The following is a 14,787-nucleotide window of genomic DNA, read 5'->3' on the forward strand; positions in this document are numbered from 1 at the left end:
TGATTAAAGTCTCACTTTATATTTCAACGTTACAATAACTGTTTACATTTAGCAAATTATTAGTTACTATTCGAATAGTGACTAAAGGGGAGGTTAATAGTATGGATTTTTATTTAGACCCATCAGTATTAATTATTTTGATTGCTTTTGGATTTTTAGCTGCATTCATTGATTCAGTTGTAGGAGGTGGTGGACTGATCGCCTTACCCGCTTTATTATTTACAGGACTGAATCCAGCAAGTGCAGTAGCTACGAATAAACTAGCGTCGACAATGGGGTGTGCAACTAGTAATATTGTGTTTTATCGTTCTGGTAATCTTGATTTGAAATCGGCGTTTAAATTAGTTCCACTCACTTTCATAGGTTCCATAATAGGGGCATGGACCGTTCATTTAATGAACCCAGAAGTACTGAAGCCATTGATGTTGATTATGCTTGGTGCGGTTGCTATTTATACGATATTCAAAAAGGATTGGGGTAGTATTTCTACTCATAAGAAATTGTCTGGTCGACACGTCATTATTTTTACTTTTTTTGTTTTTACTATTGGTTTTTATGATGGATTTCTAGGTCCTGGAACAGGTTCGTTTTTAATGTTTTCTCTTTTATTTATTGGGTATGATTTTTTAAAAGCAGCAGGTAATGCGAAGCTTCTTAATTTAGGAAGTAATGTTGGTGCGTTGTTGATGTTTATGTGTGTAGGGCAAGTAAACTATGCGTATGGTTTTATAATGGGGATTGCTCAAATTGCTGGAGGGATCATTGGCTCTAAATTTGCTATAAAAAAAGGAAGCGGGTATGTTCGTGCTCTTTTCATTACAGTAACTTGTTTATTGTTAGCGAAAAATCTGTATGACTATGTGCAGTAAGTAATGTAGAAAAGGTTAACTATGCAGGCTACATAAATATAATAATTCCTTGTAACATTTTTTAGATGCTACCTTATTCGAAGATAGCATCTAAAAAAATTAAGGTAAGAGGGTGAAAATAATACAAACGAATATTTTCGGGGTATGTTTATGTACGTTAGCGAAATAACTATTCCATATTTTTCTTATAATTAGGCCGCAACACCCCCTTAAAATCCACCTCAGCAATCAACACACTTACTAATATAAGTGTCGCGCCTAAGTATCCTTTCCCAGTAAGTGTTTCACCTGTGAAAACGAAGGCAAAGCCTGCGGAAAAGACAGGTTCTAATGAGAAGATAAGTCCGGTATGTGTAGGCGTCGTGTATTGCTGGGCGATCACTTGCACGATGAAAGCGACTGCGGTGCAAAATATGCTTAAGGCTAAGATGATGAGCCATGAGTTGGTTGTGCTAGGCAGTTTTGGTGTTTCTATAATGAATGAAAAAATAAGACTAAATAGACCGACGAAACCGAGTTGTATGACGCCAAGTGCAATGGAGTTCACATGTTTCGTTACGCTTCCAGTAATGATGACGTGAATCGCATAAAATAAGGCTGACAGTATGCAAAATATATCGCCATTACCGATCTTGAATTCGCTAGTTAATGTTAGTAAGCCGATTCCTATTATCGTTAAAAAGATTCCTACTATAACTTTCTTTTCCGGAATGTGTTTTAAAAATATAGCTGATAATATCGGAATGAAAATGACTGTGAGACATAGTAAGAAACCAGCATTAGAAACACTTGTGTACTTTGTACCGAACGTCGCGAAAATGTAAACGATAAATAAGACAGAAGCGAGTATAAATGCATATTTTACAGTTTTAAAATCGATTTTGAATAAATGTTTGTAAAATATTAAACCTGATAAAAGAAAGGCGATAATAAATCGTAATGCGATTAAGTTGTATTCTTCTATGCCTTCAAGTCCAACCTTTGTAAGTAAGATGGATGCACCCCAAAAGAATGTAACTAGTAGTAGCCCTAAATCCGCTTTTAATTGTAGTTTCATTTCTATTCCCTCGTTATGTATAAATTTTATAATCCCATACCCCTATCCCCATTTTTTATTTTAATGTTAATTCTGAATATTTTAAATGTAAATTTATCGACGTATTTTTCTTTTCCGAATACTGGGGAAGTATTGGTATGTATAAAAAAAGGCCCAGTTTAGAAGGGCTTTTTTCTGTGAGATTTTATTTGTTTACATAATATCTTTACAATCATTTGATAAAATAAAGTCAACTGCATATTGTGAGGGTGGGTGGTTATCCCTTCTTTCCATTTGGAAGGAAAGGGGGTGATAATATGGAGTTTTTGTTTGACCTTGTAAAAGAATTTGTAAAAGCGACTGTACGTGAAGTTTCAGCGTATTTTTTGCGGAAGCAACTTCTGAGTAAGGACAACAAAAAACCCACTCCGCGCCGTAGGAAGCAAAAGGGTGGGTTTCGTAAAAAATAATAACGTATAATAACCACCACCCTATACGGTAGCAGTTAAGGAAGAGATGTTAGCGCATCTCTTCTTTTTATTATATGCCATTTTATTTGATGTCATACTTATATAGTATTCTACGGAAAATATATCATATTCCTATTTTGTGGTCAATTTGATTACATAATTGAAAAGGTGTAGTCCTATTCCTCTTCAAAATGAAAAATATTCCGATTAATAAGTTGGTGGAGATATTGATCCATTTCTGCTGCAGAAACTTTTCTTTCATTTTTAAACCACCACGTGCTTAATGAGGTGATTGCCCCTGAATAAAATTCAATGATTAAATCATTTGGCATCGTATGATTTTTACAAAGTTGATTTAACGCTTCTATTTCTTGTTTTCTCGTTTCGTGACTTAAATACTGTGTCCGGCTAATAAATTGTTCATCAGACATTTGCGTCTCTAATATTTTACCGATTTCTTCATGATGTAGAAATTGTTCCATTACTTGAAATGGTTTACTTAATCGATCTGAAACCGGTATTTCAGCAATTATTTTGCTGTATCGTTTAAATCCAAATGCTAATAAAGCATCTTTATCTTCAAAATGTTTATAAAAGGTTGTTCGGTGTACCATCGCACGATCACAAATTTGGTTAATCGTGATAGTACTATATTTTTGTTTTGATTGCGTCATTAATTCAAATAAGGAATCCCACAATAATTTATGTGTACGTCTAATACGTAAATCAAGTTGTTTTTCACTATCATTCATCTACAATTCTCCTTTTTTGTAGATTAAGTATACAATGGCTGAAAATTGATTCTCCCTTTTTAATCTACATATGTATATTATATTACATGTGTTCCGGTTTATTTAAAGCTTTTTACGTAAGAAATAGGAGGAGAATTTGCAAATGAATATGACAACTAAGAGCCCTGCAAGTGGCAAAGTTGATATTTCTAATATGAAACATACCCCGATTTTAATTGCATTACTTTTAGGGGCAATGGTTGCATTATTAAACGAAACATTGCTTGGTAATGCGCTAACCGTATTAATGAAAGAGTTTGACGTAACAGCTTCAACGATTCAATGGCTTTCTACAGCTTACATGTTAGTAGTTGGTGTTTTAGTCCCAATTACAGCATTACTTCAGCAATGGCTCACAACGAGACAAATGTTTTTGATCGCTATGGTAACGTTTTTAGTCGGTACATTAATTGCGGGATTCGCACCGACATTTTCTGTTTTATTAGTCGGCCGTATCGTCCAAGCTGTAGCGACGGGATTAATTACACCGTTATTAATGAATACGATTTTACTCATTTGTCCCCCTGAAAAACGTGGTGCCACAATGGGATTAATCGCACTTGTGATGATGTCTGCTCCAGCAATTGGTCCTACATTATCTGGAGTAATCGTCGATTCACTCAATTGGCGCTGGTTATTCTATATCGTTATTCCGATCGTGATCATTTCAATTTTGATTGGGATGAAGTACATTCAAAATGTTACAGAGTTAACGAGGCCAAAAGTGGATTATCCATCTATCCTTTTATCGACATTAGGATTTGGCGGACTTGTGTATAGCTTTAGTGCATCGGGTGATTTAGGATGGTCCGATGCGAAAGTGTATGGCACTTTACTTGTTGGGCTTATCTCATTATGTATTTTTGTCGTTCGACAATTGAAAATTGAGAATCCAATTTTAGAATTACGAGCATTTAAAGTTCCGATGTTTACATTATCAGTTGGATTAATTGTCATTGTGATGATGTCGTTATTTTCAACGATGACTTTATTACCGATGTTCCTGCAAACAGTGTTACTCGTTACAGCTTTTAAATCAGGAATTATCATGCTTCCAGGAAGTATTATTAGCGCCATAATGGGACCAATCGCAGGTAAACTGTTTGATAAATTTAGTCCGAAAGTTATTATCGTTCCTGGTATTGTGTTAGTAGGGATTGCAATGTTCTTATTTAAAGGCATTACTCCTGACACATCAATGGTACAAATTATTGTCATGCATAGCGTATTAATGGTTGGACTCATGTTTGTTATGACAGCACAAACATACGGCTTAAATCAATTAACACCAGATTTATATCCGCACGGAACAGCACTGTTTAGTACGTTACAACAAGTAGCTGGCGCAATTGGTACGGCTATCTTTATTTCGAAAATGTCTTCAGGAACAACTAGCTATATGGAAAGTTCAGCAAATCCAATGGATCCAGTAGAGAAATTAAACGGTTTAACATCAGGATTCCAAGGTGCATTTACACTTGGATTAATCTTTATCATTGTTGCGTTTATCGTATCGTTGTTTTTAAAAGAAGAGAAAGAGGGAGTAAAGGCATCGAGGGTTTTACAGAACGAGAATTAAGGTTTATATAAAAAAGACATCTTTAAGAGATAAAGATGTCTTTTTACATTTCTTTTGTAACATCATACCTTAACAACTGCCCCTGATCATAAAACCTCTCAAAAATAATCCCCATTACATAGAAGAATACTAGCCCGAAACCAATATGAATGAGTGTAAAAGTAGCTCCAAACGAAGAAAATTCATACACGAGAATTGGCAATTTCGCAGTTGTCCAAACGCCTAAGAAAAATACGATGTATCGAATGCTTGCGCCTTTCTTTAATAGGAGTGCTGCAATTGGGAAGGCAACGTAGAGGGGACCAGCTGCAATGCCGCCTAATAATAGAGAGAATAAGATTCCGTATACGCCGGATTTTTCGCCCATATATTTCATAAGCGTTTCTTTTTTCACCCATTGATCAAGTAATCCTACAAATATTAGGACAGGTGGGAGTAAAAACAGCATATCTAAAATGCTATTTCCTGTTAGTTGTAATGCGCTCCATCCTAAAGATTGATTTATAAAAGTTAATACAATGAGTCCCAGTAATAAAATGAAAAAGAAGCGATATCTTTTTAGTTCCTTCATACCATCACCACCCAAATGATATAGGAGAATAGGAGAGACATGAGCAGAGCAGATGCATTACGTGCGTAAGCAAAGCTTCGCCCGAATATCTTTTGTTCCATCGGTAATGTTGTAATTCCTACTGACATGAATGTAGACATAAGTGCCGCAACTTGAGGAAGGCCTGCGCCGTGTTGGACTAACGTATTACCGAGAGGAAATACGACGAAGCTTGGAATAAGTGCAACGGAGCCGAGTATCGCTGAATAAATAATACCGATGAATCCAGATTGCTCCCCAATAATGGAAGAGATGAAAGACGGTGTTAATATAGAAAGCGATAAGCCAACGAAGAGCATGATGGAGAGCATCGCAGGTAGAAGATTGCGAAACATTTTCCATGACTTCATTAGAGCTTCTTTCGTTTTATTGCGGTCTTTCATAAAAGAAATCCCCGTAAGAATAATGGCTAAAGTGTAAAGGATCACGCCGTTAATCATGATTGGATTCCTTTAAGTCCTTATATTTGTCTATGAAAAAGGATAAGTTCTTCATTTTTTCTTCAATATCCATTTGGAAATCTGCCAATTGTTCCTTTCCAGCAGGTGTAATTTTGTACATCTTTCTCGGTTTGTCTTGATGATCTGTACTTACATAAGATTCAATCGCACCTTCGTTTTCTAATTTCTTTAGCGTACGATATAAAATGGCGCTATCGATTGGATTGACGGGAAGTTCTTCCTCGCACTTTTGTAATAATTGCCCGCCATAGTTATCACCTTCTGCCAAAAATAACAAAAGAAATGCACCTGTATGTCTTCCTGTATGTTTCATGGATATACCTCCTTGAATGAATTAGGATATATACTGTTAATGACAGTATACTGTTGTTAACAGTATATGGTGCATGAGGTGCTATGTCAATTTTAAAATGTGCGAATTTCGAGGGGCAATTACAAGGATACTGTTGATAAACTACCAATGAGAAGGGTTGTACATTAAAAAACACACAAAAAAAAGACACTCTCAAGAGTGCCTCTTATTAGCAGCCGAATCCGCCGCCCCAACAGCTAGCTCCTACGATGATCAATAAGATAAAGAGTACAACAAGTAAAGCAAATCCGCCGCCGAAACCGCAGCCTCCACCACAACTACCGCCATATCCCATATTAACTCCTCCTTCCATAAAGACCATTTAATTAATGGATTTAATTTACTTTATGTTTTTACGGATAAACTTGAGCAGGTCCTTTTGAAAAATAAAAGATACTTAGATTTTATAAGAATTGACGACCTTATTTTGTCACGGGTATTATGCTGATGACATATTGTATTTTATTCTGTGTATTGGGGGAAGGAGGATCTTTATGGCCAATTCTGAAATGATTTTACGATTACTTACGGATTTAAAGATTGAACAGCAAGCTTTAAAAGAACAGTTGGAAAAAATACAAACAGCTGTGACTACTCTTGAAGAAAAATCAGCGATTGTGGAAGAGAAACCAACGACTATTGAAGAAAAACCAGCTGTTGCTGCTGCAAAGCAAAGAGCTCATTCTGGACACCCAACATCTTTTCGTGCTTGGAGAGCATCTGCTCAAAAGAATTCATAAAAATATAAGAAAAGAAGACATCGATTACGATGTCTTCTTTTGCTTGTACAATCCAAATGCGATAAGAAGGTATATATCCATATTGCTTTAAAAATAAGAAGAAAATAACGATTGTCGACTCCTGTTTTAGTATAGCATGTAATAATAAATAATTTTATGCAATTCTGCATATATATAGATTATATGATGTTAATCTTATATATTTTAGTTGTCTGTTATTTGTTTTAATTCATTTACTTATATTATTTTTTTGAGCGCCCCAGTGATGGGGCTTTTTTTTATAATTGTTTTAAAGCGGAAACCCCTGAAGCATAATAAGGGGGCTCATAACTAGGCAAATGATTATTGGTGCTTAATGAGATGAAGTTCAGGATGTTGCTTCTGAATTTCTTCTAAATGGATTACTATTTATTTTTAAACTGTTCCCCATAAATGATAAACCATACCGAAAACAAAAAAAGCTAGTCCTACAAACAGAACGATTAAAGCAAGCATCCCGTTTTTATTATGTTCCATAAAGTCAGCTCCTTTTTTAGTTATATACAAAAAGCCTTTAGTTGTAATTATGGCTAAAGGTTTTAATCTTCATACTGTGTAGTTTATAAAAGAGTTGTACTTCTGTATGAATTTGGAATATGATTGTTTAAAGAGTAGGTGATGAGTACATGCAGGAAACAAAACAATTCCCGCTTATATCTGGAAATCTCTCATTAGATTTAGTAAATACAGAGCTAGTTAGGCGTGGACAACGTTATGATTTATTAATAACGGATGAAGATGTATTAGAATGGCTATATGTAATAAAGGTTAATCTGCCTTTTTGGAATGAAAAAACACTTATAGGGATTCAAGAGCGCATGAATCAAGTTACATCTAGCATATTAGAGGTAAGAGAAATACTGAGAAAACAGTTTGAGGTAATTGCTGATCAGCACGAAATTTCAAATGATTTTATTACGTATTTAGAAAAACAAATTGAGAAAGCACCATTTACATATAAAGTCATTGCACAGCGTCTAGTGCCTATCCCAGTTGGAGAAATTGAGGATGTACTTGTATCGTTAATTGCATTTGATGCTTTAACGTTAATAGCAGAAAATGAGCTTATTTCTCTTAAAAGGTGTTCAAATCCCGAATGTGTTTTATTATTTATAGATAAAAGTGGAAAACGAAAATGGTGTTCTATGAAAATATGTGGGAACCGGAAAAAGGTAGCAAAATTCCAGGATCGAAAATCTGGAGAAGTTTAGGGAATCAACTTATAACAGTTGATTCTGTTTTTCTGTATTTTTAAACTAACCCCTAAAGTGTGAATTGACTGGTTATTTTGTTCGGGATATAATTATTGATAAATAAGGGAGGCGAATGATGGATAATATAACAGCAGCTAAGCAGAAAGAGGCTCAACCAATAAGTGTAAGGTATTTTGCAAAAATGAAAGGGAAAGGAAGAAGTCCATTACAAGTAAATATAAAGGACTCTTTAACGGGATTATTGGGGGGATTTTTAACGATTCTCACCTTAACATATTTAACGAGTATAACTTCTACAGAATTGCTCATGGCTCCATTTGGAGCGAGTTGTGTATTAGCGTTTGGAGTTTGGAATGCACCGCTATCTCAGCCGCGTAATGTTATTGGAGGACATTTGATTTCAACTTTCATTGGTCTATCAATATATCATTTGTTTGGGAATGAATATTGGACAATTGCTTTAGCAGTAGGGATAGCAATAGCTGTTATGATGTTAACGAGAACAACACACCCTCCGGCAGGGGCCGATCCAATTATCGTTATTTTAGGAGCATATAGCTGGAGTTATTTAGTAACGCCGGTTTTAGTTGGTTCTCTTATTATTGTAGTTATTGCTTTATTTATTAATAATATGAGTAGTAAAAGGAGCTATCCAACTTTTTGGGTATAGTTTGTAAAGTGAAAAACAATATAAATAATTATATTATTTTTACTATGTTTCATTTTTTATATAGAAAAAGCCTTTAGTCGTAATTACGACCAAAGGCTTTCATTCTCATGCTTTTTAGTTTACAAAGAAAAGACACCCATATAAGAGTGTCTTTTCCAATAGTTTTTTAGCAGAAGCAAGAAGCTCCAACGATGATTAATAAAATAAACAATACAACTAATAGTGCAAATCCTCCAGAAAAACCGCAGCTTCCACCGCAACTACCACCAAATCCCATAATAGTTCCTCCTTTAATAAGAGGGGAAAACAAAGGGTCACTCATGTTTTTTAACGGATTCCATTTACTTTATGTTTTGACGCATAAACGTGAGCAGGTCCTTTTGAAAATAAAAAAAGACACCTTAAGATGCCTTTATCCCGCTTTAATGGGCAGTAAGACCCCCACCTCAAAATTCAGCGAAAGCAAAGAATTTAGGTGGGGGTCGGGCTGCCCATAAAAGTCCGATTGGTTCAACTAATAATCAGTGGGGGATGAAGAAAACCCCCACTGATTAAAGTTTCACTTTATGTAATTAATACTCGTTAGCATAAAACTCTTTTATTAGTTTTATTTCATTTGTATTCGGGTCAAACTTAAATATTTTAATTTGATTAGATTCGTCTTTATAGGCAAATGTATTATCGCCAACTGGGGTCATATTGCTCGTGTTTACGATAGGGTCACTACCATGGTCAGTAATTTCTACAGGTTTCTCACGATCCCAAAATGCAATGACAATGATCAAGATGATAAGGCATATACGTATGAACCTAAGTTCTCTTGCTACAGGATGCTCCATATGATAGTCTCCTTTTTCATTTGATAGATTGTGTGTATAAAAGAGATACTTCCTATGAGAATATAAATAAAAAAGACACTGTAAAGTGTCTTTTTTATTTGAGTTATGCGCATTGCTTAATAAGACGCTAGTTCCTCAGTATGAATATGAGTAACTATGTAGGGTAGTTTCATTATAACATTTTAACCATTACTGGGTCTATATGGAATTTTATTAATGGTTATGTTTGATTATTCAGGATGATAAACATGGTGAAATATGTAAGTTATCTACGGTAATTGTAAAATATAATGATGTACATAACTAGTCTTGTAATGAATGTAAGCAACAGCTGATTAATTGTTAGTATTTTTCTTTGTAAAAAAATATTCAATAATTTATCATTGCAACCGCTTACTCTTTGTGTATAATAAAGGTAAGTTAATAAGTAAAAGGATTGTTACTGTTCGGCAGGCAAAACCTAAATTGATCTAGAGGCTACGGGTGTAGTGTGGCTTTTGGAATCAGTTTAGGTTTTTTTTATACCTTTTGTGACTTTAAGAAGAAGAAGGCGGAACAATATGAGAATCCATAAAATCTTAAATAACAATGTTGTTTGTACGATGAAGGATAATGAGACAGAAGTTGTACTTATGGGCAGAGGTTTGGGATTTCAGAAAAAAGTTGGCGATGCGATTGATGAATCTAGGATAGAAAAAACCTTTGTATTAGAAACAAGAGAATTATCAGAGAAACTCGCTAGGTTGCTAACTGAAATTCCTGTAGAAAATTTAGAGATTACAGAGAGAATTATTCAGTTTGCTAAGACTGTTTTGCCGGGGAGTTTAAGTGATTATATTTATCTTACATTAACGGATCACTTAAGTTTCGCCTTAACTCGGCATAAAGAAGGAATGGATCTTAAAAATACTTTGCTTTGGGAGATTAAGAGGTTCTATCAGAAAGAGTTTGAAATTGGTCTACAAGCTTTGAACATAATTGAAGAAGAGACTGGGCTTAGACTTTCTGAAGATGAAGCAGGGTCAATTGCACTACATTTCGTTAATGCGCAGCAAGGAGAGCCGGCGATGCAACAAACGGTAGCGATGACGAAAATCGTCCAAGATATTTTAAATGTTGTAAAGTATCACTATAAGATGAACTTAGATGAAAGTTCATTTAATTATAGTCGGTTTGTAACGCATTTACGGTATTTTGCTCAGCGCTTAATGCAGAAGGAATTGAACTCGGCCGATGATGATTTTTTATACGAGCAAGTGAAAAGTAAGTATGAAGAGGCGTATTGTTGTACAGAAAAAATTGAAGCGTATTTACGGAAAGTACATAATAGTCATCTTTCAAAAGATGAAAAAGTGTACGTAACGTTGCACATTCATCGTGTAACGAAACGCAATGAATTATGTAATTGAATAAACGGGATTGTTACTGTTTGGCAGGCAAAACCTAAATTGACTTGTAATGGAGTGATTCGTATGTATCACGTCGTTATGGTTAGTTTAGGTTTTTTCTTTTATAAAAATAATAAATGGGATGATTGTAAGGAGGGGGAACGATTATGAAGTATGAACAGTTGGCAAAAGACATATTGAAACATGTTGGAGGAAGAGAAAACATAAATAGCGTTGTACATTGTATAACTCGCTTACGATTTCAGTTAAAAGATGAGGGGAAAGCAAATACGGAAGTACTGAAAGGTATGGAAGATATTGTGACGGTTATGAAAAGCGGCGGACAATATCAAGTTGTAATTGGTAACCATGTATCCGACGTGTATAAAGCGGTTATTGTTGCCGGAGGATTTCAAGAGACAGAGGAAGAAGACGCTAGTGATAAGAAAAAGAGTAGTCTTATAGATATTCTTTCTAGCATTTTCACTCCTATTTTAGGAGTGTTAGCTGCAACTGGGATGATTAAAGGATTTAATGCATTATTTGTAGCGTTAGGCTGGTTAAGTACACAGTCAGGAACGTATCAAATATTAAATGCAGTTGGCGATTCGTTATTTTATTTCTTCCCAATCTTCCTTGGATATACAGCAAGTAAGAAATTCGGAGGATCACCATTCATCGGTATGGCAATTGGGGGAGCGTTAGTCTATCCGGCTTTATCCGGTTTAAAAGCAAGTGAGCCATTATTTACGTTATTTGCAGGAACGATGTTTGAATCACCAATTCATATTACGTTTTTAGGCATACCAGTTATTTTAATGAACTATGCATCATCTGTTATTCCGATTATTCTCGCTGCTTATTTTGGAGCGAGAGTAGAACAGTCTTTAAAGCAAGTGATTCCGGATGTTGTGAAAACATTTGTACTACCATTCTTAACGTTACTAATCGTTGTACCAGTTACATTTCTCGTTATTGGCCCAATTGCGACGTGGGCAGGGCAGTTTTTAGGACAGGCAACGCTTTGGGTGTATCATGCAAGCCCATTAGTAGCGGGTGCTTTACTCGGTGCTTTCTGGCAAGTACTCGTCATATTTGGCCTTCATTGGGGCGTCGTTCCGATTGGCTATAACAATTTAGCAGTAAACGGTGTTGATCCGATATTAGCACTTATATTTGCTGCTTCATTTGCTCAAATTGGTGCGGTACTTGGTGTTTGGATGAAAACGAAAGACAAGAAATTAAAAACACTTAGTATTCCAGCTTTTATTTCAGGTATTTTCGGTGTTACAGAGCCAGCGATTTATGGTATTACACTTCCGCTAAAAAAGCCGTTTATTATGAGCTGTATTGCTGGAGGAGTTGGCGGCGCAATACTTGGCGTATTTGGTACACAAGCTTATATGACAGGCGGACTTGGTATATTTACGCTTCCGACATTTATTAGTCCGAAAGATGGGATTACAGCTGGATTTTGGGGCGCAATTGTTTCGATGGTTGTTTCTTTAATAGTAGGTTTTATTTTAACTTACTTATTTGGTTTTACGAAAAAGCAAATATCTACAGAAACAGAGGAAACAAGTAATAAAATTGCTGCATCAAACGATGATGAAGTAATCTTTAGTCCTTTCCATGGCGCCGTTATGCCGCTTCAAAACATTGACGATGCTGCATTTGCATCAGGTGCGTTAGGTGAAGGAGTTGCAATTGAGCCTTCAGAAGGAAAGTTGTTTTCACCAGTTTCAGGTACGATTTCTGCGCTATTCCCGACGAATCATGCGATAGGAATTACGGCGGATTCAGGTGCTGAAATTTTAATCCATATTGGAATGGATACTGTGAAATTAAATGGCGAATTTTTCTCTTCTCATATTGAACAAGGAGTGAGAGTAGAAAAAGGGCAATTACTTATTGAGTTTCATATAGCTGAAATTCAAAAGGCGGGTTACATTGTGACAACACCAGTTGTTGTTACAAATTATGATAAATATAGCATCAAAAAAACGGAGATAGAAAAGATTCAAGCAGGAGATTCTTTACTAAAGTTAGGAGTTAAATAGTAGTTACATTTCATACAGGTTCAAACGAAGAAAGGTATTCTTTAAAACTTACAATGCCTTTCCTCGTTCATTCTTATATAAAGGAGTTTTTCTATATGTCTAAAGTTAATTTTCCAAAAGGGTTTTTATGGGGTGGAGCAACTGCAGCCAATCAAGTTGAAGGCGCATATGTAGAAGACGGAAAGGGATTAACGACGGTTGATCTATTACCAACTGGTGAAAATCGTTGGGATATTATGAAAGGAAATATTCATTCCTTTACACCGGTAGAAGGAGAGTTTTACCCGTCACATGAAGCGATTGATTTTTATCATCGTTATAAAGAAGATATCGCTCTATTTGCAGAAATGGGATTTAAAGCATTACGTGTATCGATTGCGTGGACACGTATTTTCCCAAGTGGTGATGATGAAAAACCAAATGAGGCAGGATTACAGTTTTATGATAATTTGTTTGATGAACTGTTAAAGCACGGTATTGAACCAGTCGTTACGATGGCTCACTTCGATGTGCCTGTGCATTTAGTAGAAAAGTATGGAAGCTGGAGAAGTAGAAAGCTTGTCACTTTCTTTGAGACGTACGCAAAAACAATTTTTAATAGATATAAAGATAAAGTGAAATATTGGATGACGTTTAATGAAATTAATATGCTTTTACATTTACCTTTCATGGGGGCAGGTCTAGCATTTAAAGAAGGTGATAATAAAAAACAAATTCAGTATCAAGCAGCGCATCACCAACTTGTCGCAAGTGCGTTAGCTGTAAAAGCGTGTCATGAAATCATTCCAGATGCAAAAATCGGTTGTATGCTTGCGGCAGGTGCGACGTATCCGTACACATGTAATCCAGACGACGTTCTTCGCGCGATGGAACAAGACCGTGAATCATTCTTCTTCATTGATGTACAAGCAAGGGGAGCATATCCTGGATACGCAAAACGCTTCTTTAAGGATAACAATTTAACAATTGAAATGGAAAAAGAAGATGAGGAAATTTTAAAAGAGCATACAGTTGATTATATTGGATTTAGCTACTATTCAAGCCGAGCAACAAGTACCGATCCAGAAGTGTTAAAAAGTATAACGAGCGGAAATGTATTCGGTTCTGTTGAAAATCCATATCTTGAAAAATCAGAGTGGGGATGGACGATTGATCCGAAAGGCTTCCGTATTACAGCGAACCAACTGTACGATCGTTACCAAAAACCGTTATTTGTTGTTGAAAATGGCCTTGGTGCAATCGATCAATTAAATAGTGAAGACGAAGTGAATGATGCATACCGTATTGATTACCTAGAGAAGCATATGATTGAAATGTCAGAAGCAATCCAAGATGGAGTAGACATTATCGGATATACAAGCTGGGGCCCTATTGACCTTGTAAGTGCTTCTACTGGAGAAATGAAAAAACGTTACGGATATATATACGTTGATAAAGATAATGAAGGAAAAGGTTCATTAAAAAGATCGAAGAAGAACAGTTTCAATTGGTATAAAGAAGTAATTAAGACGAATGGTAAGAGTCTGGAATCTTAAGTTTGAAAGGGAGACATCTTAATGGATGTCTTCTTTTTTCGTTGTGAATAATGGAGCAACATTTCCCTTTACACAAACATAACGGTATAATATAGTTAAGTTAAGTGAACTTAACTATTAAAAATGAAATAACA

General features: G+C 35.5%; 17 protein-coding genes. 9 read left to right on the forward strand and 8 right to left on the reverse strand.

Features of this window, described 5'->3' with window-relative positions:
• Positions 1-101 precede the first annotated feature (101 nt).
• Positions 102-869 (forward strand): TSUP family transporter, encoded by a 768-nt coding sequence (locus tag J0835_RS04990; protein ID WP_087979634.1) that lies wholly within the window; start codon positions 102-104, stop codon positions 867-869.
• Between the two features lie 169 nt (positions 870-1,038).
• Here J0835_RS04990 and J0835_RS04995 read toward each other — a convergent pair whose 3' ends face one another.
• Entirely contained in the window at positions 1,039-1,926 is an 888-nt protein-coding gene (locus J0835_RS04995; protein WP_087979635.1) for a DMT family transporter, read from the reverse strand.
• Between the two features lie 296 nt (positions 1,927-2,222).
• On the opposite strand from J0835_RS04995, the gene J0835_RS05000 reads away from it, so the two are divergent.
• Entirely contained in the window at positions 2,223-2,375 is a 153-nt protein-coding gene (locus J0835_RS05000) for a hypothetical protein (RefSeq protein ID WP_016082654.1), read from the forward strand.
• A gap of 176 nt (positions 2,376-2,551) precedes the next feature.
• Here the strand turns inward: J0835_RS05000 and J0835_RS05005 are convergent, their stop codons facing one another.
• Positions 2,552-3,127, reverse strand: a complete 576-nt coding sequence (locus J0835_RS05005) for a TetR/AcrR family transcriptional regulator (RefSeq protein ID WP_087979636.1) — start codon at positions 3,125-3,127, stop codon at positions 2,552-2,554.
• Between the two features lie 142 nt (positions 3,128-3,269).
• Here J0835_RS05005 and J0835_RS05010 point away from each other — a divergent pair, with 142 nt between their 5' ends.
• The gene (locus J0835_RS05010; protein WP_087979695.1) at positions 3,270-4,745 is read left to right on the forward strand and encodes an MDR family MFS transporter; all 1,476 of its coding nucleotides are present in this window, start codon (positions 3,270-3,272) and stop codon (positions 4,743-4,745) included.
• 43 nt (positions 4,746-4,788) lie between these two features.
• Here the strand turns inward: J0835_RS05010 and J0835_RS05015 are convergent, their stop codons facing one another.
• The 4 genes from J0835_RS05015 to J0835_RS05030 all read right to left on the reverse strand — a co-directional run bounded on the left by J0835_RS05015 (position 4,789) and on the right by J0835_RS05030 (position 6,463).
• Positions 4,789-5,316, reverse strand: coding sequence for a permease (locus J0835_RS05015; protein WP_140386685.1), 528 nt, complete (start codon positions 5,314-5,316; stop codon positions 4,789-4,791).
• Positions 5,313-5,795, reverse strand: a complete 483-nt coding sequence (locus J0835_RS05020) for a hypothetical protein (protein ID WP_000606992.1) — start codon at positions 5,793-5,795, stop codon at positions 5,313-5,315. Before J0835_RS05020 ends, J0835_RS05015 begins: the two co-directional genes overlap by 4 nt.
• Complete coding sequence (locus tag J0835_RS05025; RefSeq protein WP_087979638.1) at positions 5,788-6,129, reverse strand: PadR family transcriptional regulator; 342 nt, start codon at positions 6,127-6,129, stop codon at positions 5,788-5,790. The genes J0835_RS05020 and J0835_RS05025 overlap by 8 nt, the downstream gene beginning before the upstream one ends.
• Positions 6,130-6,337: 208 nt before the next feature.
• Complete coding sequence (locus J0835_RS05030) at positions 6,338-6,463, reverse strand: YjcZ family sporulation protein (protein WP_000540377.1); 126 nt, start codon at positions 6,461-6,463, stop codon at positions 6,338-6,340.
• Between the two features lie 199 nt (positions 6,464-6,662).
• Here J0835_RS05030 and J0835_RS05035 point away from each other — a divergent pair, with 199 nt between their 5' ends.
• The 3 genes from J0835_RS05035 to J0835_RS05045 all read left to right on the forward strand — a co-directional run bounded on the left by J0835_RS05035 (position 6,663) and on the right by J0835_RS05045 (position 8,831).
• A complete protein-coding gene (locus J0835_RS05035; RefSeq protein ID WP_000013675.1) occupies positions 6,663-6,908 on the forward strand; it encodes a hypothetical protein in 246 nt (81 codons plus the stop codon).
• A gap of 665 nt (positions 6,909-7,573) precedes the next feature.
• The gene (locus J0835_RS05040; RefSeq protein ID WP_087979639.1) at positions 7,574-8,158 is read left to right on the forward strand and encodes a CGNR zinc finger domain-containing protein; all 585 of its coding nucleotides are present in this window, start codon (positions 7,574-7,576) and stop codon (positions 8,156-8,158) included.
• Between the two features lie 118 nt (positions 8,159-8,276).
• Positions 8,277-8,831: an HPP family protein gene (locus J0835_RS05045; protein ID WP_087979640.1), complete on the forward strand. Its 555-nt coding sequence runs from the start codon at positions 8,277-8,279 to the stop codon at positions 8,829-8,831.
• Between the two features lie 166 nt (positions 8,832-8,997).
• Here J0835_RS05045 and J0835_RS05050 read toward each other — a convergent pair whose 3' ends face one another.
• Entirely contained in the window at positions 8,998-9,108 is a 111-nt protein-coding gene (locus tag J0835_RS05050; RefSeq protein WP_000505686.1) for a YjcZ family sporulation protein, read from the reverse strand.
• 295 nt (positions 9,109-9,403) lie between these two features.
• Positions 9,404-9,670, reverse strand: a complete 267-nt coding sequence (locus J0835_RS05055; protein ID WP_087979641.1) for a YmzC family protein — start codon at positions 9,668-9,670, stop codon at positions 9,404-9,406.
• Between the two features lie 560 nt (positions 9,671-10,230).
• Here J0835_RS05055 and licT point away from each other — a divergent pair.
• The 3 genes from licT (at position 10,231) to J0835_RS05070 (ending at position 14,653) form a co-directional block, all read left to right on the forward strand.
• On the forward strand, positions 10,231-11,079 hold the full coding sequence (licT, locus tag J0835_RS05060) for a BglG family transcription antiterminator LicT (protein ID WP_087979642.1): 849 nt from the start codon (positions 10,231-10,233) through the stop codon (positions 11,077-11,079).
• A 146-nt stretch (positions 11,080-11,225) separates the two neighbouring features.
• Positions 11,226-13,118: a beta-glucoside-specific PTS transporter subunit IIABC gene (locus J0835_RS05065; protein ID WP_087979643.1), complete on the forward strand. Its 1,893-nt coding sequence runs from the start codon at positions 11,226-11,228 to the stop codon at positions 13,116-13,118.
• A gap of 95 nt (positions 13,119-13,213) precedes the next feature.
• Positions 13,214-14,653, forward strand: a complete 1,440-nt coding sequence (locus tag J0835_RS05070) for a 6-phospho-beta-glucosidase (RefSeq protein WP_087979644.1) — start codon at positions 13,214-13,216, stop codon at positions 14,651-14,653.
• The last annotated feature ends 134 nt before the right edge of the window (positions 14,654-14,787 follow it).

The organism is Bacillus cereus group sp. Sample62 (genome assembly GCF_036851315.1).
GTDB lineage: Bacteria > Bacillota > Bacilli > Bacillales > Bacillaceae_G > Bacillus_A > Bacillus_A wiedmannii.

Excerpts from the sequence above, each read along its gene's own strand:
- J0835_RS05010 (WP_087979695.1), top strand. The coding sequence starts at position 3,270 with ATGAATATGACAACTAAGAGCCCTGCAAGTGGCAAAGTTGATATTTCT.
- J0835_RS05015 (WP_140386685.1), bottom strand. The coding sequence starts at position 5,316 with ATGAAGGAACTAAAAAGATATCGCTTCTTTTTCATTTTATTACTGGGA.
- J0835_RS05045 (WP_087979640.1), top strand. The coding sequence starts at position 8,277 with ATGGATAATATAACAGCAGCTAAGCAGAAAGAGGCTCAACCAATAAGT.
- J0835_RS04990 (WP_087979634.1), top strand. The coding sequence starts at position 102 with ATGGATTTTTATTTAGACCCATCAGTATTAATTATTTTGATTGCTTTT.
- J0835_RS05030 (WP_000540377.1), bottom strand. The coding sequence starts at position 6,463 with ATGGGATATGGCGGTAGTTGTGGTGGAGGCTGCGGTTTCGGCGGCGGA.
- J0835_RS05020 (WP_000606992.1), bottom strand. The coding sequence starts at position 5,795 with ATGATTAACGGCGTGATCCTTTACACTTTAGCCATTATTCTTACGGGG.
- J0835_RS05070 (WP_087979644.1), top strand. The coding sequence starts at position 13,214 with ATGTCTAAAGTTAATTTTCCAAAAGGGTTTTTATGGGGTGGAGCAACT.
- J0835_RS04995 (WP_087979635.1), bottom strand. The coding sequence starts at position 1,926 with ATGAAACTACAATTAAAAGCGGATTTAGGGCTACTACTAGTTACATTC.
- J0835_RS05035 (WP_000013675.1), top strand. The coding sequence starts at position 6,663 with ATGGCCAATTCTGAAATGATTTTACGATTACTTACGGATTTAAAGATT.
- J0835_RS05065 (WP_087979643.1), top strand. The coding sequence starts at position 11,226 with ATGAAGTATGAACAGTTGGCAAAAGACATATTGAAACATGTTGGAGGA.
- J0835_RS05005 (WP_087979636.1), bottom strand. The coding sequence starts at position 3,127 with ATGAATGATAGTGAAAAACAACTTGATTTACGTATTAGACGTACACAT.
- J0835_RS05040 (WP_087979639.1), top strand. The coding sequence starts at position 7,574 with ATGCAGGAAACAAAACAATTCCCGCTTATATCTGGAAATCTCTCATTA.
- J0835_RS05000 (WP_016082654.1), top strand. The coding sequence starts at position 2,223 with ATGGAGTTTTTGTTTGACCTTGTAAAAGAATTTGTAAAAGCGACTGTA.
- J0835_RS05050 (WP_000505686.1), bottom strand. The coding sequence starts at position 9,108 with ATGGGATTTGGTGGTAGTTGCGGTGGAAGCTGCGGTTTTTCTGGAGGA.
- J0835_RS05025 (WP_087979638.1), bottom strand. The coding sequence starts at position 6,129 with ATGAAACATACAGGAAGACATACAGGTGCATTTCTTTTGTTATTTTTG.
- J0835_RS05055 (WP_087979641.1), bottom strand. The coding sequence starts at position 9,670 with ATGGAGCATCCTGTAGCAAGAGAACTTAGGTTCATACGTATATGCCTT.
- licT (WP_087979642.1), top strand. The coding sequence starts at position 10,231 with ATGAGAATCCATAAAATCTTAAATAACAATGTTGTTTGTACGATGAAG.